This window comes from Pseudomonas sp. UBA5706 (genome assembly GCF_002419965.1).
Taxonomy (GTDB): domain Bacteria; phylum Pseudomonadota; class Gammaproteobacteria; order Pseudomonadales; family Pseudomonadaceae; genus Aquipseudomonas.
The window spans coordinates 166,542-187,513 of record NZ_DIHC01000011.1 but is presented as its reverse complement, the minus strand read 5'-3'; the positions used below and the strand labels follow the sequence as shown (position 1 = coordinate 187,513).

General features: G+C 60.5%; 21 protein-coding genes. 11 read left to right on the top strand and 10 right to left on the bottom strand.

Translation table 11 applies throughout. From position 1 onward, the window contains the following. Positions 1–81 precede the first annotated feature (81 nt). Positions 82–963, top strand: coding sequence for a DMT family transporter (locus B3I26_RS06575; RefSeq protein WP_296256271.1), 882 nt, complete (start codon positions 82–84; stop codon positions 961–963). Positions 964–990: 27 nt separating this feature from the next. Here B3I26_RS06575 and B3I26_RS06570 read toward each other — a convergent pair whose 3' ends face one another. Then, positions 991–1,887, bottom strand: a complete 897-nt coding sequence (locus B3I26_RS06570; protein ID WP_296256270.1) for a DMT family transporter — start codon at positions 1,885–1,887, stop codon at positions 991–993. Positions 1,888–2,019: 132 nt separating this feature from the next. Here B3I26_RS06570 and B3I26_RS06565 point away from each other — a divergent pair, with 132 nt between their 5' ends. From B3I26_RS06565 to B3I26_RS06555, 3 genes are all read left to right on the top strand, one after another. Beyond that, positions 2,020–3,354 carry a PLP-dependent aminotransferase family protein gene (locus B3I26_RS06565; RefSeq protein ID WP_296256268.1) on the top strand — a complete coding sequence of 445 codons (1,335 nt, stop codon included), beginning with the start codon at positions 2,020–2,022 and terminating at the stop codon, positions 3,352–3,354. A gap of 175 nt (positions 3,355–3,529) precedes the next feature. Beyond that, on the top strand, positions 3,530–4,234 hold the full coding sequence (locus B3I26_RS06560; protein WP_296256266.1) for an ATPase: 705 nt from the start codon (positions 3,530–3,532) through the stop codon (positions 4,232–4,234). 216 nt (positions 4,235–4,450) lie between these two features. After that, the gene (locus B3I26_RS06555; RefSeq protein WP_296256264.1) at positions 4,451–4,873 is read left to right on the top strand and encodes an ester cyclase; all 423 of its coding nucleotides are present in this window, start codon (positions 4,451–4,453) and stop codon (positions 4,871–4,873) included. Here B3I26_RS06555 and B3I26_RS06550 read toward each other — a convergent pair. Then, entirely contained in the window at positions 4,803–5,240 is a 438-nt protein-coding gene (locus tag B3I26_RS06550; protein ID WP_296256262.1) for an NUDIX hydrolase, read from the bottom strand. The two genes, B3I26_RS06555 and B3I26_RS06550, sit on opposite strands and share 71 nt — an antisense overlap. Before the next feature lie 221 nt (positions 5,241–5,461). Here B3I26_RS06550 and yghU point away from each other — a divergent pair, with 221 nt between their 5' ends. Beyond that, positions 5,462–6,301 carry a glutathione-dependent disulfide-bond oxidoreductase gene (yghU, locus tag B3I26_RS06545; RefSeq protein WP_296256260.1) on the top strand — a complete coding sequence of 280 codons (840 nt, stop codon included), beginning with the start codon at positions 5,462–5,464 and terminating at the stop codon, positions 6,299–6,301. 124 nt (positions 6,302–6,425) lie between these two features. Here yghU and B3I26_RS06540 read toward each other — a convergent pair whose 3' ends face one another. Then, a complete protein-coding gene (locus B3I26_RS06540) occupies positions 6,426–8,528 on the bottom strand; it encodes a TonB-dependent siderophore receptor (protein WP_296256259.1) in 2,103 nt (700 codons plus the stop codon). A 313-nt stretch (positions 8,529–8,841) separates the two neighbouring features. Between B3I26_RS06540 and B3I26_RS06535 the strand changes: the two genes are divergently transcribed. From B3I26_RS06535 to B3I26_RS06520, 4 genes are all read left to right on the top strand, one after another. Beyond that, positions 8,842–9,105, top strand: coding sequence for a hypothetical protein (locus tag B3I26_RS06535; RefSeq protein ID WP_296256257.1), 264 nt, complete (start codon positions 8,842–8,844; stop codon positions 9,103–9,105). A 50-nt stretch (positions 9,106–9,155) separates the two neighbouring features. Beyond that, positions 9,156–9,395 carry a hypothetical protein gene (locus B3I26_RS06530; protein ID WP_296256255.1) on the top strand — a complete coding sequence of 80 codons (240 nt, stop codon included), beginning with the start codon at positions 9,156–9,158 and terminating at the stop codon, positions 9,393–9,395. Positions 9,396–9,405: 10 nt separating this feature from the next. Next, positions 9,406–9,546 carry a hypothetical protein gene (locus B3I26_RS06525; protein ID WP_296256254.1) on the top strand — a complete coding sequence of 47 codons (141 nt, stop codon included), beginning with the start codon at positions 9,406–9,408 and terminating at the stop codon, positions 9,544–9,546. 161 nt (positions 9,547–9,707) lie between these two features. Further along, complete coding sequence (locus tag B3I26_RS06520; protein ID WP_296256252.1) at positions 9,708–11,930, top strand: OsmC domain/YcaO domain-containing protein; 2,223 nt, start codon at positions 9,708–9,710, stop codon at positions 11,928–11,930. A gap of 165 nt (positions 11,931–12,095) precedes the next feature. On the opposite strand, the gene B3I26_RS06515 is transcribed toward B3I26_RS06520, so the two are convergent. From B3I26_RS06515 to B3I26_RS06495, 5 genes are all read right to left on the bottom strand, one after another. Continuing rightward, positions 12,096–12,611 (bottom strand): GNAT family N-acetyltransferase, encoded by a 516-nt coding sequence (locus tag B3I26_RS06515; RefSeq protein ID WP_296256250.1) that lies wholly within the window; start codon positions 12,609–12,611, stop codon positions 12,096–12,098. A 156-nt stretch (positions 12,612–12,767) separates the two neighbouring features. Next, complete coding sequence (locus B3I26_RS06510) at positions 12,768–13,127, bottom strand: hypothetical protein (RefSeq protein WP_296256248.1); 360 nt, start codon at positions 13,125–13,127, stop codon at positions 12,768–12,770. A gap of 305 nt (positions 13,128–13,432) precedes the next feature. Then, a complete protein-coding gene (locus B3I26_RS06505) occupies positions 13,433–13,939 on the bottom strand; it encodes a thioredoxin family protein (protein WP_296256247.1) in 507 nt (168 codons plus the stop codon). Positions 13,940–14,315: 376 nt separating this feature from the next. Next, entirely contained in the window at positions 14,316–14,597 is a 282-nt protein-coding gene (locus B3I26_RS06500) for a hypothetical protein (RefSeq protein WP_296256245.1), read from the bottom strand. A gap of 126 nt (positions 14,598–14,723) precedes the next feature. Then, the gene (locus B3I26_RS06495) at positions 14,724–16,547 is read right to left on the bottom strand and encodes an NAD(P)/FAD-dependent oxidoreductase (protein WP_296256243.1); all 1,824 of its coding nucleotides are present in this window, start codon (positions 16,545–16,547) and stop codon (positions 14,724–14,726) included. A gap of 267 nt (positions 16,548–16,814) precedes the next feature. Here B3I26_RS06495 and B3I26_RS06490 point away from each other — a divergent pair, with 267 nt between their 5' ends. Continuing rightward, complete coding sequence (locus B3I26_RS06490; protein WP_296256241.1) at positions 16,815–18,704, top strand: sigma-54-dependent Fis family transcriptional regulator; 1,890 nt, start codon at positions 16,815–16,817, stop codon at positions 18,702–18,704. A gap of 21 nt (positions 18,705–18,725) precedes the next feature. Here B3I26_RS06490 and B3I26_RS06485 read toward each other — a convergent pair whose 3' ends face one another. Then, on the bottom strand, positions 18,726–19,667 hold the full coding sequence (locus tag B3I26_RS06485; protein WP_296256239.1) for an AraC family transcriptional regulator: 942 nt from the start codon (positions 19,665–19,667) through the stop codon (positions 18,726–18,728). Between the two features lie 96 nt (positions 19,668–19,763). On the opposite strand from B3I26_RS06485, the gene B3I26_RS06480 reads away from it, so the two are divergent. After that, positions 19,764–20,522, top strand: coding sequence for an SDR family oxidoreductase (locus B3I26_RS06480; RefSeq protein ID WP_296256237.1), 759 nt, complete (start codon positions 19,764–19,766; stop codon positions 20,520–20,522). 136 nt (positions 20,523–20,658) lie between these two features. Here B3I26_RS06480 and B3I26_RS06475 read toward each other — a convergent pair whose 3' ends face one another. Next, positions 20,659–20,961 carry a DUF1330 domain-containing protein gene (locus B3I26_RS06475; protein ID WP_296256235.1) on the bottom strand — a complete coding sequence of 101 codons (303 nt, stop codon included), beginning with the start codon at positions 20,959–20,961 and terminating at the stop codon, positions 20,659–20,661. Positions 20,962–20,972 lie beyond the last annotated feature (11 nt).

The following is a 20,972-nucleotide window of genomic DNA, read 5'->3' as shown; positions in this document are numbered from 1 at the left end:
TTCGCAGCTTCGCGGATTGACAGCCGCGCCTAAACTGCGTGCGCAAGCGCCGCACACTCATCCAGTCTCCGGGACGGCCCGATGCAGTTTTCTTCCGGTTCCCAGCGTCACGTCATCGGCATGTGGTTGATGGTTGGCGTGGGCTTTGTCTTTGCCAGCCATGACGCCATTTCCAAGACCCTGATCCTCGCGCTGCCGGTGATCTTCGTGGCGTGGTCGCGCTACCTGATCCATACGCTGCTGGTGACCGCTGCCATCCTGCGGGATCGGCGTACCGATGCCTTTCACACCCGGCGCCCGTGGCTGCATCTGCTCAGGGCCGTTTTTTTGCTGGGCGACAGCCTGACCTTTCTTTTCGGCCTGACCCATGTGCCGCTGGCGGAGTCCACCGCACTGGTGTTCCTGGCGCCGGCCTTTGTGACGATCCTTTCGCCCTTGCTGTTCGGCATCAGGGCCGATCGTTTGCAGTGGTTGTCGGTGATCGTCGGGTTTATCGGCGTGCTGGTAGTGATCAATCCGGGCGGTGACGGCTTTACCCTGTGGATGCTGTTCCCGCTGGCGTGCGCATTTTGTTTCGCGGTCTATCAGATGCTCACGCAACTGGCTGGGGAATCGGACAGCCCGGCGGTGTGCAGCTTTTATGTGGGCGTGTTCAGCACCGCATTGCTGAGCCTGGCGGTGCCGTTTTTCTGGGTCGCACCGAGCCCTTCGCAATGGCTGCTGCTGGTGGTGCTCGGCAGCCTCGGGCTTTCGGCGCATTTTCTGATCGCCAAGAGTTATCGTTATGCTTCGTCCTCAGTGCTGGCGCCCTTGGGCTACCTGCAGATCGTCTTCGCCAGTGCATATGGAATGGTATTTTTCGACAGTTATCCAGCGCTGTCATCAGCGTTCGGCATGGCGCTGATCTGCCTGAGCGGGCTGCTGGTGTACGCCAAACGCATCCCGGCGGCGGTGGCCGGTTAAGCCCAGGCACCCACGCCTGGGCGTCGATCAGCGGGTGCCTTTGCGCGCCCCCGCCACGCACAGGATGACGGCGACGGTGACCACGATCATGGTCACGCTGACCTGCTCGTGCAGCAGCGTCACCGCCAGCGCCAAGCCGAAAAAGGGCTGTAGCAGTTGCAACTGACCCACCGCGGCAATCCCACCCTGCACCAGACCGCGATACCAGAACACAAAGCCGATCAACATGCTAAACAGCGAGACGTAGCCCAGGCTTAGCCACGCTGGCAGGCTGATGTGCGCAAAAGAAGACGGCGCAGTAAGCCAGCTCAGCGGCAGCATGATCGGCAGCGACAGGACGAGCGCCCAGCAGATCACCTGCCAGCCGCCCAGCGTCCTGGAAAGCCTGGCGCCTTCGGCGTAACCCAGGCCGCACACCAGAATCGCCAGCAGCATCAGCAAGTCGCCCGTCGGCGACGCGGTTAGGCCTTGGGACACGGCAAAGCCGACCACCAGCGAACTGCCCAGCAATGAGAACAGCCAGAACACAGGGCGAGGCCGTTCACCGCCACGCAGCACGGCAAAGACAGCGGTCGCCAACGGCAAAAGGCCGACGAACACAATCGAATGCGCGGAGGTGACGTATTGCAGCGCCAGCGCCGTGAGCAGTGGAAACCCGATTACCACTCCCAGCGCGACGATGCACAACGCCAGCAGTTGATGCCTGGCAGGGCAGGTGTGCCTGAGCAGCAACAGCACGCACAAGGCCACGATGCCGGCAATCGAGGCGCGCGCGACCGTCAGGAACACGGGGGCGAACTCCTGGACCGCGATACGCGTCGCCGGCAGTGAACCGCTGAAAATCACCACGCCGATCAGGCCGTTGATCCAGCCGCCGGCGGTCTGATCCTGGCGTCGGTGTTGCGGATGTGGAGCTGTTTGCATGGTGACAGGCTCATTGAGGCAGCGGTGATCGGATGAGGTTCGGTGTGGGAGGGTAGGGACGTGCGGTTGCGGTTGGCGAATCCTAGAGCGCAGAATCATTACAATCAAAAAATTGTCATGGATACACCGCCGATGCCTCGCGCCCGCTACAAGACAATCGTTGACACCTTTGCCAGCGAGATTTCCTCCGGTGCACTGCCGCCGGGTAGTCGCCTGCCCACGCACCGCCAGTTGGCCGCGCAGCACGGGTTGGCATTGGTGACCGCGTCCAGGGTCTACGCCGAACTGCAAGCGATGGGCCTGATCAGCGGCGAGACGGGCAGGGGGACGTTCGTGCGGGAGATCGCGCTGCCGCTCGGCCACGGTATCGACCAGCAGGCCGGAGCGGTCGGTGTGCTGGACCTGAATTTCAATTACCCAACACTGCCCGGCCAAGCCGAGTTGCTGCGCAGCGGCTTGCGGCAATTGGCTCTGTCAGGGGATCTGGACGCACTGTTGCGGTATCAGCCCCATGCCGGGCGCGCCCATGAACGTGGCTGTATCGCCCGGCACCTGGCCGATCGCGGACTGGCAGCACAGGCCGAACAGGTGCTGATCGTCAGTGGCGCACAACATGGGCTTGCCGCCACGGTCATGGCCTTGCTCAAGCCGGGGGATGTGGTCGCGGTCGATGCGCTGACCTACTCGGGCTTCAAGGTGCTCGCCGACGCCCAGCGGCTGGAACTGGTGCCTATTGCGTTGAGCGACACGGGGCCTGACCTGGATGCACTGGAGCAGCTCTGCCGCAAACGGCGCATCAAAGCGGTTTACACGATGCCGACCCTGCACAATCCCATGGGCTGGGTCATGGGCCTGCCGTGGCGCCAGCGGTTGGTGGGCATTGCGCGCCAACACGGCTTGCTGCTGATCGAAGACGCGGCCTACGCCTTCCTGGCCGAAACGCCGCCCGTTCCGCTGCGGGCGCTGGCGCCGGAGCGGACGGTCTATGTGTCCGGTTTCTCGAAGAACGTCGCCACTGGCTTGCGCGTCGGTTTCGTGGTCGCGCCCTTGCACTGGGTGCCTGCTATCGAGAGAACGATCAGGGCCACCACCTGGAATACGCCCGGGGTGATGACCGCGCTGGTCTGCGGCTGGATCGAGGACGGCACCGTCGCGCGGCTTGAAGCCGAAAAACGCCACGACGCAAAACAGCGCCAAGCCTTGGCGAAGCAGGCGTTCAGCGGGATGACCGTCGTCGGCCATTGGACCTCGTATTTTCTGTGGTTGCCGCTGCCCGAAGAGGTGCGGGCGGATCAGGTGGTCGTGGCGCTGCTGGCGATGAATATCGCGGTGTCCACCGCTGAAGCCTTCGCCGTTTCCAGCCCCGTGCCACATGCCGTTCGGCTGGCGTTAGGTTCGGTCGGGATGGACGCGTTGCAACAGGCGCTGCAACAGGTTCGCCAGGTCATCGGCAACTTCGCGTACTGAGTTAGTCTGAAAAAGCCTATTGCTAAGGTGCTTTATTCAGAAAAGCGTAAAGGACCTTCTCAGCAGGCCTACCATTGGTGAAATCGATAGTTAACATCACGCAATGCGAGTTCTTTTTTTCATTTAAAGGAGCAGGATAACGCCATACCGAACCGGTTTTGGAAGGACACCCGCGATGAGAATTTCTACCGTGCTGACGCTGGTCGCGCTACTGACCGGTGGTGTTGCCCTCCATGCCCCTGTCTATGCTGCCAGTGCGGCGATTGTCCCTACGCCGTCGGTTACCGAGGAGCAGTCTTGCCACCTGATGCCCGTTGCTGACAGCGGCGTGGCGCTCAAACGGTCGCAGTCGGTCGGTGTGCTTTACAGCGAGAACACGGTCAGTACGCTGCACTATCTTGAGCAATACCACGCTGTAGCGTTGAACGGCGCCAGGAACGGCGCGGTGGACTCACGAATCCGCCAGGCATTCGTCGACAGTTCCGATCCGAAGCTGGCGATCGACTGGCTTAACTCTTCCCTTGTCCGGCAATTTGCGTCGGTGACGGTCTACGGCAGCCTCGACGCCTTAATGCAGGCGCGCCCTGACGTGGTGGTCATGCTCGACACTTACAATCAGCTCGTCACTCAACGCAATAGTAAGGTTCAGGCTCGTTTCATTGCGAAGTTCTATGACTCGAATCTGCAATACATCGGCAAGGCCCAAGGCCTGGGGACCCGGGAGCTGACCTCTGTCTGGGTTCACGATAAGGCCGCTGCGCAAATCGCCCTGCAGATCGACCAGCAGCGTGATTTGCAAATCCAGGCGCTCAAGCAGTTCGATGCCTCGCTCAAGGCCCTGGTGAGTGCCGGTGAAGTGGCGCAAGTGGCGGGCAACTGACCAAGCTACCGATGAGCCTACCGACAACAGGACGCTGAGCCGCCTGGCTGTCGGCGGTGGTGTCGGAGCTGCCTGAACGCGACCTCTGCTACTTGATGCGTGGCCTTGTCTCGCAGCGCACTGCACCTCAGCGCACCTGTCCCTTGAACTCTCCGTGTCGCCTTGCGCCCTAATACCCAAAGCTGCAACCGCAGCGGCAAACCAGGGAGCGTGCCCATGCCGGAACCAGAAGTCCTTAACCTGTACCGTGCCTATATCGATTGCCTGAATCGTCAGGATTGGTCTGCACTGGGTCAGTTCGTCGATGACGAGGTGCATTACAACGGCCAGTGGATCGGCCTCGCCGGTTACCGGGAGATGCTGGAAAACGATTTCCGTGCCATTCCCGATCTGCAGTTCGTCATCGATTTGTTGCTGGCCGACCCCCCGCATATCGCCGCGCGGCTGTGCTTCGACTGCACCCCAGTGGGGCAATTATTCGGCTTGGCGGTCAATGGCCAGCGGGTCAGTTTCACCGAGAACGTCTTCTATGAGTTCAGTGGCGGGCGTATCCACAGCGTTTATTCGGTCATCGACAAGGCGGCTGTCCAGGCGCAGTTGACAGGTACTCGTGCAGCCTATGTTGCAGCGCAGCGATAGCGTCCGGCAGCGCCAGAAACCGTTCGATGGTTATGATCTCCCAGCGCTGGCCTTCGTCGCCAAAAACCACCTGATCGAACGTGCCCTTGGGAACCCTGGCCACCAGAAACCAGGTGTCCTGACCCTTCATGCCCTGGCCCGGATAAACCCGCTCGTACACGATCCACTCGGGTTTTAAGGTCAGGCCAAACTCTTCGTGAGTTTCCCGAAGTGCGCACTGCTCAGGGGTTTCGTCGCCTTCGCGACCGCCACCGGGCAGGTCCCAGCGTCCGGGCCAGGGAATCGACGGCAGGTCGTCGCGCAGGTAGGTCAGCAAAAGACCTTCGCAGATGACAGCGATCTTGGCGCCTGAAAAGGGCGGATGCATGCTCGGCGGGCTCCTTGGGAACGGGCTGCCAGGCAGCCGGGAAGCAATGGAAACCCGAGCTTATCTGCCTGAGCGCCGCGATTGAAATGTGCTTGAGTCGCCCCAAGGTAACTGCATACCCTCAACCGCTCTCAATCGCACCCCGGTAGGTCAGGCCTTGCCGCCTGGTTTTGCGGCGCTTCATGGATCACCGTCAGTGACTCACTCTGGAGGCTTGTTTAATGACTAACTCAGCGTACGTTCCCCCCAAGGTCTGGAAAAACGAAGCCGGCTCCGGCGGCCAGTTTTCCAAAATCAACCGTCCCGTCGCCGGCCCCACCCATGAGAAAACCCTGCCTGTGGGCAAACAACCGCTGCAGCTCTATTCGCTGGCGACTCCCAACGGTGTGAAGGTCACCATCATGCTCGAAGAGCTGCTGGCGCTGGGCAAGCACGAAGCTGAATACGACGCCTGGCTGATTCGCATTGGCGAGGGCGACCAGTTCTCCAGCGGTTTCGTCCAGATCAATCCCAACTCCAAGATCCCGGCTTTGCTCGACCGCAGCGTCGAGCCACCTGTGCGCGTGTTCGAATCCGGTTCTATTCTGTTGTACCTGGCGGAAAAATTCGGCGCCTTGTTGCCCAGCGATCCTGCAGGCCGAACCGAAACCCTGAATTGGCTGTTCTGGCAAATGGGTGCGGCTCCTTATCTGGGCGGCGGCTTCGGGCATTTTTATGTTTATGCCCCGGAAAAGATCGAATACGCCATCAATCGCTTCACCATGGAAGCCAAGCGTCAGCTGGATGTACTGGATCGCCGTCTGGCCGAAAGCCCTTACCTTGGAGGCGACCAATACAGCATCTCTGACATCGCGGTGTGGTCGTGGTACGGCCAGTTGGTGCGCGGCACTGTCTATGATGCTGCCCACTTCCTTGCCGCCGAGGAGTACACCCATGTGCAACGCTGGGCTGAAGAAATCGCCAACCGTCCTGCGGTGATACGCGGCTTGCGAGTCAACCGGACCTGGGGCGAGGACGGCGAGCAGGTAACGGAGCGGCATTCGGCGGCGGATCTGGACTGAGGCTGGGCCATGATGTGACCTGAAGCGGTCCGGATTGCCGGCGATAACGACCTTGCAGCCACCACCGCTGGCAAGCCGGACCGCTGCACATCAGTAGTCGGGAAAACCGCAGGACAGGCGCGCTTCAGTAAGTCCAGGTCAGCGACGCAGTCAGGTTACGCGGTGCGCCGTAGTTGGCGCTGGTCGCGCTGTTGTACAGCGACATCAGGTATTTGCGATCGGTGACGTTGTTCAGGTTAAGCGACGTGCTCCAGTGCTGATCGATGTCGTAGCCGGTCATCAGGTCCACCAGCGCGTAGGCGTTTTGGCGAATCGCGCTGTTGCCATCGTTCTCCACCGGCCCCTGCCAGCTCACGCGCGCGCCGACCCTGGCCTGTGGCAGCCCCGGCAGTCGATAGGTGGCCATGCCGCGAACGCTGTGGGTTGGCACGTACTTGCGGGCACGATCGCCGTTGTCATCATCGATGCGCACATAGGTGTAGCCTGCAAGCACGTCCAGACCCGGCAAGGCTTCTCCGGAGGCCTGCAGTTCGATGCCGTGGCTCTTGTAGTCCAACGCGTTGTAAACAGTCTGGCTACCGACGAGACCTACGTACTCAGAGACGTTTTGCTGCTTGGTCTTGAACGCTGCGGCGGTCAGGTTCAGGCCATTGTCCAGGCTGCCCTTGAGGCCGATTTCTTCACTGGTGCCTTCCAGCGGGTCCAGCATTCTGCCGTCCAGGCCCACCTTGTATTGCGGGCTGAAAATCCGCGTCCAGCTGCCGTAGACGCTCCAGCGGTCATTGAGGTCGTACACCAGGCCGGTATATGGCGTGACCTTGCCGTGCTCGCGGGTATCGTGATCAACGCCGTAGTCCAGACCGCTGCCATCGGCACTGAGCATTCGCGCCCCGACGATCCAATGCAGGTCATCCATCAGGCTGAAACGGGCCCCGGCATAAACACTCTTTTGCGTATCGCGGTAGTTCTGGTTATTGGTCTGCGAGGTCCAGTTCAAGGGCGGGCGAACGGTCGCGCCTGCCAGTGCACCCGAGAAGCTGGTGTCGTAGTAACCCGCCTCACCCTCGCCAATATCATGCTCGTTGGCCTTCAAATGCGTGCGGCCATAGTTGGTACCCAAGGTCAGCTCATGATCGCGGCCAAACAGCGTGAAAGGTCCGGAAAGCTGTGCCTCGCCGATCATCTGGTCGGTCTTGCTGGTGATATGGGTGGCAAACGCTGTCGCATCATCGCCGGTGACGCCGGAGATGTAGAACATGTCTGTGTCCTGATACTGGCGGATGCCGGTCAGCGACAGTTTGCTGGTCCAGCCGTTGCCGAAGTCATGCTTGAGTTCGGCAAAGGTGCGCTGGGTGTGCACATTCCAGTAGGTCCATGGCTGGCCGACGTTGGCGCTGCGCCCGCTGTAGTGGATCGGGTTACCGTCCGCATCGGCCAGCGGCAGGTTGCCCCAACTGCTGGCATTGGCGTTGCTGTCGTGCTGGGAGAAACCGACGGTCAGGGTGTCGGCATCGGAAAGGTCGAAGTCCAGCAGGCCCGCCGCCACGTTTAGTTCGTGACTGTAGCGGTCCAGATAGGAGTTGCCTTTGTCATGGGCATAGATGAAACGCCCGCGCACGTTGCCGCTGTCGGTCAGCGGGCCGGAAACGTCGACGTCCACCCGACGGTTGTCCCAGGAGCCGACGCTGGTACCGATTTTGGCCTGCAATTGCTTGGTCGGACGCTTGCGCACGAAATTGACGGTGGCCGATGGGTTGCCGGTGCCGCTCATTAAACCGTTGGCGCCGTGAAGCACATCGATTTGCTCGTACTCGGCCAGGTCCTGATCGCCCACCAGCAAGTCACCGGTGAAAGGCATGCCCATGCCGTCGTATTCGAAGGTGGTGATGTCAAAGCCGCGCGAGGTGAACTGGGTACGATCGGTCTCGATCTGCTCGACCGTCACTGACGGCGCTGCGCGCAAAGCCTGCTTGACGCTGTTCATCCTGAAGTCGTCGATCTGGTCGCGGGTCACGGTAGTGACCGCTTGCGGCGTTTCCTTGTCCGATAGCCCCAGGCGCGTCGTGCTGGTGGCTGTCTTGCCCTGATAACCCAGGCTTTGATCGTCGGCTGGCATGCCGTCGCTTTGGATCTGAGTGGAGGGGAGGGTGATTTCAGCCCCATAAACGAGAGGCGTGGTGCTGCAGGCGCCAGCCAGGATCAGGCAGGCAGGTAGGCGGGCTTTCACGGGTGGTTTCCTGAGTCGGGAGCAGAAAATTGATCGGTAATAAGAATGCGAATGCGAAATATACACAATTGGTAATAAGTGTTTACGAATTTTTCACATTTACAACTGATGCTGGACCGCACAAGAGAGCTGAAGGCAGGTTACAGGTAGGAATACTCACTAACGTGGGTGCGACAAGCGCTGTCCCGTTGAGAGCATCTTCATATAAGGGTTGGGGATTTTCCGACAGATTGCATGCAGAAAGGATCAACACTGTCTAGGCTAAAACTTGATGGGTACAAGAAGACCCAGCAGTTCACTCAGGAGTTTTACTATGCGTAAGTGGGTTTCTTCAATTGCCGTTACGTTGTTGCTCACCGGTTCGCTGGCGCCGCTGGCATTTGCCGAGGGCGATGTGGCCGACGGTATAAAGCACGATAACCAAGAGCTGGACAGAGGCGTCGACGATGGCGCAAAAGAAGTCGACAAGGGGGTTAAGCACGATGCCGACGAGGTGGACAAGGGCGTAAAACACGATGATGAAGAGCGTCACAAAGCCGACAAGCATGTCGACAAGGAAGCCAAGAAACACCTCTGATACCAGCCAGGCAACGACCCAGGCTGCGATCAATCTATAAGGAATGAGATATGCGCTTTTTTTCTTTGTGTCTTCTGACCGCTCTTGCAATCAGTCAACCGGCCTTCGCCAAGGACGATCATCACGAATGTGAAGAGGCCCTCGGTAAACTGAAGGCGACCACGGATGCCGACTACAGCGCCTCCGGGCACCATGAACACCAACAGGCCAAGGCCGCCCATGAATCGGGTGACTACAAGAAGTGCGCTGATCAGGCGAACAAGGCGATCACGCATTTGAAACAGAAGTGATGGTGAACCGATGAAGAAGCTCACAGTGGCCCTCCTGTTCTTGATGTGCGCAGGGTGCCAGTACTTTGGCTATCAGGATGACAACTGCACCAACGAACCGGATCAACCGGCCTGCGACGGTAGTCATCCTGTCGAAGGTCATCGCAAGTAAATCCCGCTAACCTTCAGAAGCATCCATGCCCCTTCATTCGACGGCGACGTTTCACAGACGCGCCGTTGCGTGAGGGTGGCCCGCAGCCGGAAAAGCGCAAGACATCCGGTGGGAAACCCGGATAATGGCGGCCTCTCGTTTTTCGCTTCTGGTACTGCCGCATGGAAATCAAGGTCAACTTTCTCGACAATCTTAGACTTGAAGCCAAGTTCGACGATTTCACGGTGATTGCCGATCAGCCCATTCGCTACAAAGGCGATGGCTCGGCGCCGGGGCCGTTCGATTACTTTCTGGCGTCGTCGGCCTTGTGCGCGGCCTACTTCGTTAAGTTGTACTGCCAGACGCGCAATATCCCCACCGATCACATTCGCCTTTCGCAAAACAATATTGTCGACCCGGAAAACCGTTACAACCAGATCTTCAAGATTCAGGTCGAGTTGCCCGCCGATATTTCCGAAAAGGATCGGCTGGGCATTCTTCGCTCCATCGACCGCTGCACGGTCAAGAAAGTGGTGCAGGCTGGCCCTGAGTTCGTGATAGAGGAAGTCGAAAATCTCGATGCCGATGCCCAGGCGTTGCTGATGCCAGCATCCAGTACCGAGGGGGCGAGCACTTATATAGCCGGCAAGGACCTGCCGCTGGAGCAGACCATTGCCAACATGTCGTCCATTCTGGCGCGGCTGGGCATGAAGATCGAAATCGCCTCGTGGCGCAATATCGTGCCCAACGTATGGTCGCTGCACATCCGCGATGCCCATTCGCCGATGTGCTTTACCAACGGCAAGGGCGCGACCAAAGAGAGTGCACTGGCGTCGGCACTGGGCGAATTCATCGAGCGTCTGAATTGCAACTTCTTCTACAACGATCAGTTCTGGGGCGAAGACATCGCCAACGCTGCGTTTGTGCATTACCCCGACGAGCGCTGGTTCCAGCCCGGCCCCGATGACGCCTTGCCGAGCGAGATTCTTGACCCATACTGCCTGAAGATTTACAACCGCGACGGCGAACTGCGCGGTTCGCATTTGTTCGACACCAATTCCGGTAACACGCAGCGGGGCATCGTTTCCCTGCCGTTCGTGCGTCAGTCGGACGGCCAGACGGTGTATTTCCCGTCCAACCTGATCGAAAACCTGTACCTGAGCAATGGAATGAGCGCTGGCAATACGCTGGCCGAAGCCCAGGTGCAGTGCCTGTCGGAAATCTTCGAACGCGCCGTCAAGCGCGAAATTCTCGAAGGCGAAATCGCTCTGCCTGACGTGCCGCATGAGGTGATCGCCAAATACCCCGGTATTCTCGCCGGCATTCAGGGGCTGGAAGAGCAGGGCTTCCCGGTGCTGGTCAAGGATGCATCGCTGGGCGGTGAATTCCCGGTCATGTGCGTCACCCTGATGAACCCGCGCACCGGCGGGGTGTTCGCCTCCTTCGGCGCACACCCAAGCTTTGAGGTCGCGCTGGAACGCAGCCTAACCGAATTGCTGCAAGGTCGCAGTTTCGAAGGCCTGAACGATCTGCCGCAACCGACGTTCGAAGGCCATGCGGTCACCGAGCCGAACAACTTCGTTGAGCACTTCATCGATTCGAGCGGGGTAGTGTCCTGGCGCTTCTTCAGCGCGAGGGCCGATTACGAATTCGTCGAATGGGACTTCTCAAGCCAGGGCGGCGCCAGTGCAAAAGCGACAGCCAACGCCGAAGAGGCCGCGACGCTGTTCGGCATTCTCGAAAACATGGGCAAGGAAGCCTACATGGCGGTTTACCAAGACCTTGGCGCTACCGCCTGCCGCATTCTGGTCCCTGATTATTCGGAGATATATCCGATCGAGGATCTGATCTGGGACAACACCAACAAGGCGCTGCTGTTCCGCGCCGACATCCTCAACCTGCACAACCTGAGCAAAGTCGGCCTCAGAACGCTGGCCCAGCGCCTGGAAGACAGCGAACTGGACGATTACACCGACATCACGACCCTGATTGGCATCGAGTTCGACGACAACACTGCCTGGGGCCAGCTGACCATTCTGGAGCTGAAACTGCTGATCTATCTGGCCTTGCAGAAGTACGAAAAAGCCAAGGATTTGGTGGAAGCGTTTCTGCAGTACAACGACAACACCGTTGAGCGCGGCCTGTTCTACCAGGCGGTGAATGCCGTGCTGGAAATGCAATTGGACGAGGATCTGGCGCTGGAGGATTACGAGGTCAATTTGCGCAGGATGTTCGGCAACGAGCGTATGGACGCTGCCATCGGCTCGGTCAACGGCAGCGTGCGCTTCCATGGCCTGACGCCAACCAGCATGAAGCTGGAAGGGCTGGACCGGCACCTGCGGCTGATCGATAGCTACAAGAAGCTGCACACGGCAAGGGCCCTCGCAGCGGGCGCTTCGCGGTAACGCACGATCAGGCCAGGGTTGCGCAGATACCGGTTCTGCAGCCCTCCGGCTTACCGGCGGTGGTGAGTCCGATCGCGGCCGCCGGAAAACTGGATGGCTACAGCACACCCGATTTGAGATTCTGGCTGCGAAGTGTGACTGGCTGCGAAGTATTAAAAAGCCGCGTCAGAGCGAACGAATGAATCGACGTTCGCCGCAGCTCGGGCTTTCGTCCGACGCTGCGAGGGAAAATCCACAACGGTCGAGTACTTTGGCCGATCCGACATTTGCCGTATACACGAAGGCAATCAATTGCGTCAGGCGCCAGCGTTCACGTGCCTGCTGAATCAGATGCCTGAGCGCCAGCGTCGCCAAGCCTTGGCCTCCCGCGTTTCGAGCGACGCGGTAACCCACCTCCGCAGTGTTCGGTGCAGTGTTGATGTTCTTCAGATTGGCTCGTCCCACGATCCTTGCGCTGTGATCCTCAATGACGAACGGATGCCAGGTGCCCGCCGCCATGGCGCACAGGTACTCATCAATATGACTACCCACACCTTGCAGCGAATAGAACGCAGCGGCCCGAGCCTCGATGTGCGATTCGAACCACTCGCGATTCTCGATTTCGAAGGCCAACAGGGCTTCGATGTCGCAGCGTTTCATTTCGCGAATGGAGAAGGTGTCTTCGAGAGGTTGAGTTGACATGGGGTATCGGTCCTTATGCTGGCCTGCGCGGAATGCCGCTTGCGCGCAGCCGCGCAATGAACTCAGCTCCTTGCATCCATAACGCACGCCACAAGGAGCCTGGGCAGCGGCAGCCTTCAATCAGCTGACCCTGACCGACGGGAGCTGCCAGGCACTTCAGCTTCTAAGATCGGTGTTCTTGTCATCCGAACAGACTTTGGGCTTATCAAGCGGATGGAATTTGCCCTTCACCTGTAGTTCGTCGAAGTGCTTGCCCAACGCTTGTTCTGTCTTGCTCACATAACTGTCGTCCAGGCTGTCTACCACCACCCACACCTTCGGCAGGTTTTGAAAATAGGCCTCGTCGATCTTTACATCCGTTGTCAGTTCCCGGTCCGAACGCCAGAGGCACTTGCATTGTGTTCTGTCGGGTTCCTGTGGCCAGGCTTCAGATGTGGTGATCCAGATTTCATAACAATTTTTCAGCTCATCTTTTTCCAGTGTTTCCAGTTTTTCCAGCGGAATGAATGTATTCACGGTGTCACCTGTTAAGCGAGTGGATTTCAAAGCGCCGTGTCTTACGCGCGCCTACCCCTGTTCCTGACTGTTTCAGAGGTGTACACCTATAGGGCCAACAAGTGGCAAGGGAGTTCCCTCGACACAATTCCGGCACCTGCAACGGCAGCACACTGCAGCGTTCAAGCCCGCCGCTTCGCTGGCACATGAGGCCAGGCGGCCGCCATGGTCCACTACGATATGCCCCGCAGGTATCGGGCTTGCCGGTCGCACTGGTTGTGCTCGCTACCGCTGGTAAGCCGGACGGTTACACGGTCCGGCCTGCGTTAAGGCTTTGCAGTTTCGAAGAGGTCGAGCAGATCGCGAATCGTGCTTTCAAGATAATGGCCTGCGCGGTACTCCGGCTTGACTGCATCGCCGCCCGCCAGCACGTCGCGCGGACGTTCGATGAAGCGGCCTGTCACTTGAAATTGTTCATCGAGCACCAGGACCAACGGGATTGAAATTCGCTCCAGCCCCAGGCGTTCCTTCAGCTCGTTTTCGGCGCGTCCTTTGCTCATGATCGCCAGGCCGATGTTCGGGTGCATGCGTTGCAAAAAGTCCAGGACGGTGACGTTGATCTGGCAATCCGGACACCACATTTCGCTCGCCGCCAGTAGATGGAAGCGGCCCTCGACGGCACGTATCCGTTGTTGCGTCGCCGGGGTGATCGCCTCGGGGGCGGCCAGTTTTTGCTGGATGACCCGCACGGCGGCGATTTCCGCGGGCAGGCCACGGCTGACGAAGGATTCAAACGCTTCGCCGTGGTTGAAGAGTTGCAGGTAGCTGGACATGGGGCGATCTCGCTGTGCAGTCGGATGCACCACTGCGCCAGTCATGGAAGGCGCGGGTGAACATCATCGACCAGTAGGTTCATGCAAAGGCCTAGTGGCCTGATCATAACCGGGTGTAGCGGCGAACGTTCGACGATTGTTCTGGACGGGTCTGACGTGATCGCTGGCCTCGCCCCGTCATGTATCTGCGAGGAGGCAGCAGTCGTTCGTTCGCACCGTGCGATCGCCCTGCAGACGGAGGCCATCGGCCGCGCGGTGCTTTACGCCATCGAATAGCCGGATGAGGTGGATGAAGGAAATCGTGGTACGGCCGACGCCGGCCTTCCACTGACGGTGAAGGCGGGGAGCCGATCATTGGTAAAGGCCGTCGGTGGTGTTACTTACGCCCCTTGGGCTTGACCTTGTCCAACCGCGCGATCGCCAAATTGTGCAGGTACTGCCTTACCGCGTCGTGATGCTCGGCACTGACGTGATAGCAGTCCAGCAGGCCGAGCAAATACCCTTCGGCCATCGCGTGGTAGCGAGAGACGCCTTCTCGGGTGTCGCTGGTTTGCAGCTTTGCGATCAACGCGTCGATTCGGGCACGATTTTCAACCGGGAACCAGCCCTGCTGTGGCGGCGAGCCGGCTTCATCCGATAACGTTGCGTCCAGATTCATTAGACCTCCAGGCGGGGACCAGGCTGTCGCACGATACCACTTGAACACAACGGCAACGGCACAAAGGTGATCGCCCAGCCCAGCCCAGCCCAGCCCAGCCCAGCGCCAGGCCGGTCGACCGTTCCCTTAATCCTTGTGATGCCTTTGGGCCAGACCATAGACTGAGGTGTCGAGGCCTTCGAAGCGCGCTTTGAGCTGTAACGCAAGGTACAGCGAGTAATGCCGCGACTGATGCAGGTTGCCCCCGTGAAACCACAGGTTGTCCTGCTGCGTCGGCTTCCACATGTTGCGCAGTTCGCCTTCATACGGGCCGGGATCCTTGGTCGTGCCGGAGCCCAGCCCCCAGCAGCGGCCCACCTTATCGGCCACATCCTGCGAGATCAGTTTTGCCGCCCAACCGTTCATGGATCCGTAGCCTGTGGCGTAAACGATCAGGTCAGCCGGCAGGCGCGTGCCGTCGTTGAGCAGCACAGCGTCGCTCTCGATGCGCTCCACACCCAACCCCGGTGCACTCTTGAGCTTGATCGTGCCGTTGGCAATCAGCGCCGAGGCGCCGACGTCGATGTAATACCCCGAACCACGACGCACGTACTTCATGAACAGCCCCGAGTCGTCATCGCCGAAGTCGAGCATGAAGCCGGCCTTGCTCAAGCTGTCGTAATAGTCTTTGTCCCGCTCCTTGATGGCGGCAAAAATCGGCTTGTGGAAGCTCGGCATCACCTTATAGGGGATCGAGGCGAACAGCATGTCGGCCTTGTCGGTCGTCAATCCGGCGGCCAGCGCATCCTCTGAGTAGAGGTCGCCGAACATCAGTTCCATCAGGCTGTCGGAGCGCACGATGTGGGTGCTGGAGCGCTGCACCATCGTCACGTCGGCGCCGTTTTCGACCAGGTCGGCGCAGATGTCATGGGCCGAGTTATTCGCGCCGATGACCACTGCGCGCTTGCCACGCCAGGCATCGCCGCCGGGGTGGCAACTGGAATGATGTTGCTGACCGACGAATGCATCGGCCCCTGGGTAACCCGGCACATTCGCAACCCCCGACATGCCGGTGGCAAGGATTAACTGAGTGGGCTGCAACGTCAGCCGCTGGCCATTACGCTGCACCTCTACCGTCCATTTTGCGGACTGTTGGTTAAAGCGTGCGCTCAGGCATTCGGTGCGTGGCCAGTAGTTGAGCTCCATGACGTTGGTGTACATCTCCAGCCAGTCGCCAATCTGGTCCTTGGGCGTGAACACCGGCCAGTGCGCGGGGAAGGGCAGATAGGGCATATGGTCATACCAGACCGGGTCGTGCAGGCACAGCGACTTGTAGCGCCCCCGCCACTGATCGCCGGGGCGCTCAGCCTTGTCGACGATCAGGGTCGGCACGCCCAGTCGCTTGAGTCGCGCAGCCAGGCCCAGGCCGCCCTGACCGCCGCCAACGATCAGGCAATAGGGTTGAGTGGTAATCCCCAGTGAGGCAGCTTCATCGCGACGACGCTCCAGCCAGTTACGCTTGTCGAGGTGGCCATGACCGTGATTGGCACCCATTGGCCGGCGCCGGCCAGTGGGTTCTTCGTGGCCCTTGAGCTCGCGCATGGCCGTCAGCAATGTCCAGCACAGGCCGTCCTTCAGACGAACATAGCCTTTGCCCCGGGCGACGTCCGTTTCCAGGCTGATCCAGCCTCCGAGCACGCCGTCCTTCAGCGTCGCCTCGCCCTGCAGTTGCCATTGCTTGGGTCCCGTGAGGCCAAGCCTGGTATGGAGCATGTCGCCGATGGCGGGCTTGCCTTCCAGGGTCACCAGGTTCCAGCTGAAAAGCAGCAAGTCACGCCAATAACATTCCTCGGCAAACAGCTCGAGGACGCCAGGCAGATCACGTCGGACAAGTCGTTCGTTGAGCGTTGTGACCCAGTTCGAGAGCTGGGAAGTGGGTGTGTGCACAGGCGCTTGCGTAGCGATGTTCATGAGGGGTTCTCCCGGTCTTTTTGTTTTTGTACCGCTTCGATCAGAGCAAGGGCCGGGCCACCTTCGGGAAAAGCCCGTTGCAGAGCCTTCGCGGCAGATAACAAGCGGTGTCGGCGCAGCGCCTGCGTGTCACGATTACGAGATGAGCAGGTGACACTGTGTCACCCGATGCAGCGGTCTGCGTGACGCGCCGCAGCAGACGCCCGCCGCTGACCTGGTCTAAGCTGCGCACCAACAGTCTCCTAACCGTCGCGGAGCACAATAACAATGACGCCCACCTTGCTCAGCGCTCACGCGCAACAGGTTTTGCAGGCCGTGCAAGGCTCTGCGGTCAACCTCGGTCCGGCTCCGGACCTGGCCATCACACGTTCCTGGCGTCGTTGCCTGGATCAGCACCGGCTCGATCCCGCCAGCCGTCGTGCGCCTGATGTGGTCGAACAGTCACGTTTGCAGGACCACCGTGCGCCGCTGGAGCACATCATCGGCGCGGCACGCTGGCAGATGAACGCTCTTCATCAGAAGATCGGGGGCGATGGCTATGTCGTGCTGCTCACCGATGCCTGTGGAGTGGCCATCGACAGCGTGTTCAACGACGCTGAACGAACGCAATTCCAGCGTGCCGGATTGTGGCTCGGCTCGGTGTGGAACGAGCAAAGCGAAGGCACCAATGGCGTCGGAACCTGCCTGGTCGAACAACGCCAGGTCACCATTTGCCGTGATCAACATTTTCGCGGCACACACGTGGGATTGACCTGTTCGGCCAGTCCGATCTTCGATTCCAAAGGCCAGTTGCTCGCAGTGCTCAACCTTTCCTCGGTTCGGGAGGAGCACAGTCTGCAACAGCACTTTCAGGCCATGGCTCAGACCCACCTGTGCGCCAGATTGATCGAGAGCTGTTTTTTCCTGGGCGATGACACCCATCGTTATCTGTTGCGCTTGCACCCCCAGGCAGGGTACGTGGGGCTGTTGGGTGAAGGTTTGCTGAGTTTCGATGAGAGTGCGCGCATCTGTTCGGTTAATCAGGCCGCGCTGGATATGCTGGGCCTGGACCGCGCGCAGTTGATTGGGCAATCGCTCACCCAATGCCTGCAAACCCCCGTTGAGCAGTTACTCAGTCAGGCCGGTGCGCAGCCGAGCGTCTGTTGGCCCCTGCGCCTGCTCGATGGACGCCTGTTCTACGGGCAGTTACGCCTGCCGGCCGCCAAAGCGCCGTCGCTTATGCCCACCTCGCCCAGGATCGACGATGCGCGTGTGTGCCTGGAAGACCCTCGCCTGCAACGCGCTTTCGCTCGCTCGCTGCGCGTTCTGGAGGCCGATGTTCCGGTGTTTTTGCAGGGCGAGACCGGCACGGGTAAAGAAGCCTTTGCAGCAGCGCTGCATCGCGCCAGCTCGCGGGCACGCCAGCCATTCGTTGCAATCAATTGCGCGGCCATTCCCGAAGCACTGATCGAAAGCGAACTGTTCGGCTACCGCGGCGGCAGTTTCACCGGTGCGCGCAAGGACGGCATGGTTGGAAAACTGGAGCAGGCCCACGGCGGTGTTCTGTTTCTCGATGAGATCGCCGACATGCCGCTGGCGTTGCAGACGCGCTTGCTGCGCGTGTTGGAGGAGCGGCAAGTGGTGCCCCTGGGCGGTGCATCGGGGCGTGCGCTGGATGTGCGCGTGATCAGTGCCAGTCATCAGGATCTGCAGCGTTGCGTGGCCGAAGGGCGCCTGCGCGAAGACCTGTTCTACCGCATCGGGGGGTTCGCCGTGCAGCTGCCGCCATTGCGCGAGCGCTCCGACAAAGGCCGCTTGCTTGATTTGCTTCTGCGCAATGAGGCCAAGGGCACAAACGTGCGCTTGGCGGCCGGGGTGAGAGAGCACCTGTTGGCGCATGCCTGGCCCGGCAATGTGCGGCAGCTGCGCACTTGCCTGCGCACGCTGGTGGCGCTGGCGTGGGAGGGACGGATTGCGCTGGACGATGTGGCGGAACTGCTGCCGCGCGAGCCGGTTGCCGCGATTGAGAACCCGCTCGGAGTGTCCGAGCGCCAAACGCTGCTCGACCTGATTGAGTCAGAGCACTGGCACATTGCCCGCGTTGCGGCCCGACTCGGCATCAGCCGCAATACGCTGTACAGAAAATTGCGCCGCCACGGTATTTTGCGGCCCGTTTAAACCACACCTGGCCCGTCGTGTTCAGAGCTCGATTTCAGCGTTGGCGCGCTCGTCCTCGCTCGCCGAATAGCGCCCCGGCGGCATGCCGACATGGCGGGTGAAGGCGACGCCGAAGGCACTCACCGAACTGTACCCGACCCGTTCTGCGATTTCGCTAATGGCCAGTTCCCGCTGGCGTAGCATTTGTTTGGCCAGCGCCATGCGCCAGGTCAGCAGGTATTCCATAGGCGGCAGACCCACGGCGCGGCCAAAGCCTTCGAAGAACGACGAACGTGACATGCCCGCCGCGCTGGCAAGTTGCGCGACGCTCCATGCAGCGGCGGGGTGTCCATGAATGCGACGCAGCGCCAGGGACAATTTGGGGTCTGACAATCCGCGTAACAGGCCAGGCGAGGGCGCCGTCGAGCCGGTGCAGCGCAGCGCTTCGATCAGCAACACTTCAAGCAGCTTTGCCATGACGATTTCCCGAGCGGGGCGCTGCGCCCGCGATTCATCGCCGACCAGTTGCACCAGCGTCGCCAGCCGCCGCTCGCCGCGTACGTGGACCCAGCGCGGCAGCAGCGGCACCAGCAGCGCTGCGTCTGCCGAGCCGAACACGCAATGCCCCACCAGCATGCGCACGTCTACCGCCGCTTGCGGATCGCCAACCCGCGCCCCTGCCGGCATTGGCGTAATGAGGGTGTTCGTCGCTTCGCCTTCGCGGGGTGGCTCACGGTCCGGGCTTGACGTGGCAAACGCCAGGGGCGCAGGTATCAGCACGAAGTCACCCTCGTTCAGGGTGATCGTATCGCTGTAGCTCGGGCCATCGATGGAGAGGCGACAGGCACCTTCAAGGACCACGAAATAAAACGGTCGGCCCGTTTCAGTACGTCGCACCGCCCAGGGTGCGGAGGCCAGCACCAGTTTGGAAAACGGCGCAGCGGGTTGCAGTAAGCCCACGACTTCGGCCAGCGGATCAACCATGTCGGACGCTCTCGACAAATTGCAGGACGTTTGAGTGTAGTTAGTCTGGTGGCACGAATCTATGGTGGACGGGTCATTCATTTGCTGGAGTTTCAAATGGCTAACACTGTATTGATCACCGGGTGCTCGTCAGGCTTCGGCCTGGAAACCGCTCAGCTTTTCCTGGACAACGGCTGGAAGGTAATCGCGACCATGCGCACCCCGCGCGAAGACCTGCTGCCGCCTTCGGAAAACCTGCGGGTGCTGGCCCTCGACGTGACCGATGCCCAAAGCATCCAGCGCTGCCTGGAAGCCGCAGGGCCCATTGACGCACTGGTCAATAACGCCGGCGTCGGCTTGCTTGCGCCGCTTGAAGGCACGGCACTGAGCGGCGCTCGCGAAGTCTTCGAAACCAATACGTTGGGCAGCATCGCCACGACGCAGGCCGTTGTGCCGCAGTTCCGCGAGCGGCGCGCGGGCGTGATCGTGAACGTGACGTCCACCGTGACCCTTAAGCCTTTGCCGCTGCTGTCGGTCTACACCGCCAGCAAGGCGGCGGTGAATGCCTTCACCGAGTCGCTGGCGCTAGAGCTGGAACCCTTCAATGTCCGTGTGCGCCTGGTTCTGCCGGGTCGTGCGCCGAGCACCCGGTTTGGTGACAACGCACGTCGCTTGATGGGCGAGAGCATGCCTGAGGCGTACGTCGCATTCAGGGAGCGGGTTTTCGAAGCGGTGCGCGACACCGATTCGCCGGTCACCCACGCACTCGACGTCGCCGAAGCCGTGTGGCGGGCCGTGACGGATCCGGCTTCGCCCATGCGCATTGCGGCCGGTGCCGACGCGGTAGCACTCAGCGACGCCATCGCTCAGGCCTGACCCATCCGGCATCGCCTCTGCAGCCGCACGGCCTGCCGGCGGTGGCGCCGCCGAGATCGCTGCCGTCGGCAAGCCGGCTTGCTGCGCAATCGACGTGGCGTGCAGAGCGTGAGGTGGCTACAGCGGGCGCGTATCTTTAAACGGAGACGGCGTCGCTGCCTTCGACCAGCAGCATTCGGTATTGCGCGCCTTTGAGACGGTGCTCGCGGGCCTCCTGATAGGCGGGGCTTTCATACCAGGCACGGGCGGCGGCCATGTCCTGGAAACGCAGAATGGCGACGCCTTCCGCCGAGGGGCCTTCCAGCACATCTAGCTGGCCATAAAATGCAACGCGGGTGATGTCGTGGCCGGTGCGTGCAGCGGGCGCCTTCTCGGCGTACTGCTGCAGCTCTGCGGCATCCGTGGTGTTCTCGCGGATGAAAATGACGTAGGCGGACATGTTCGATTCCT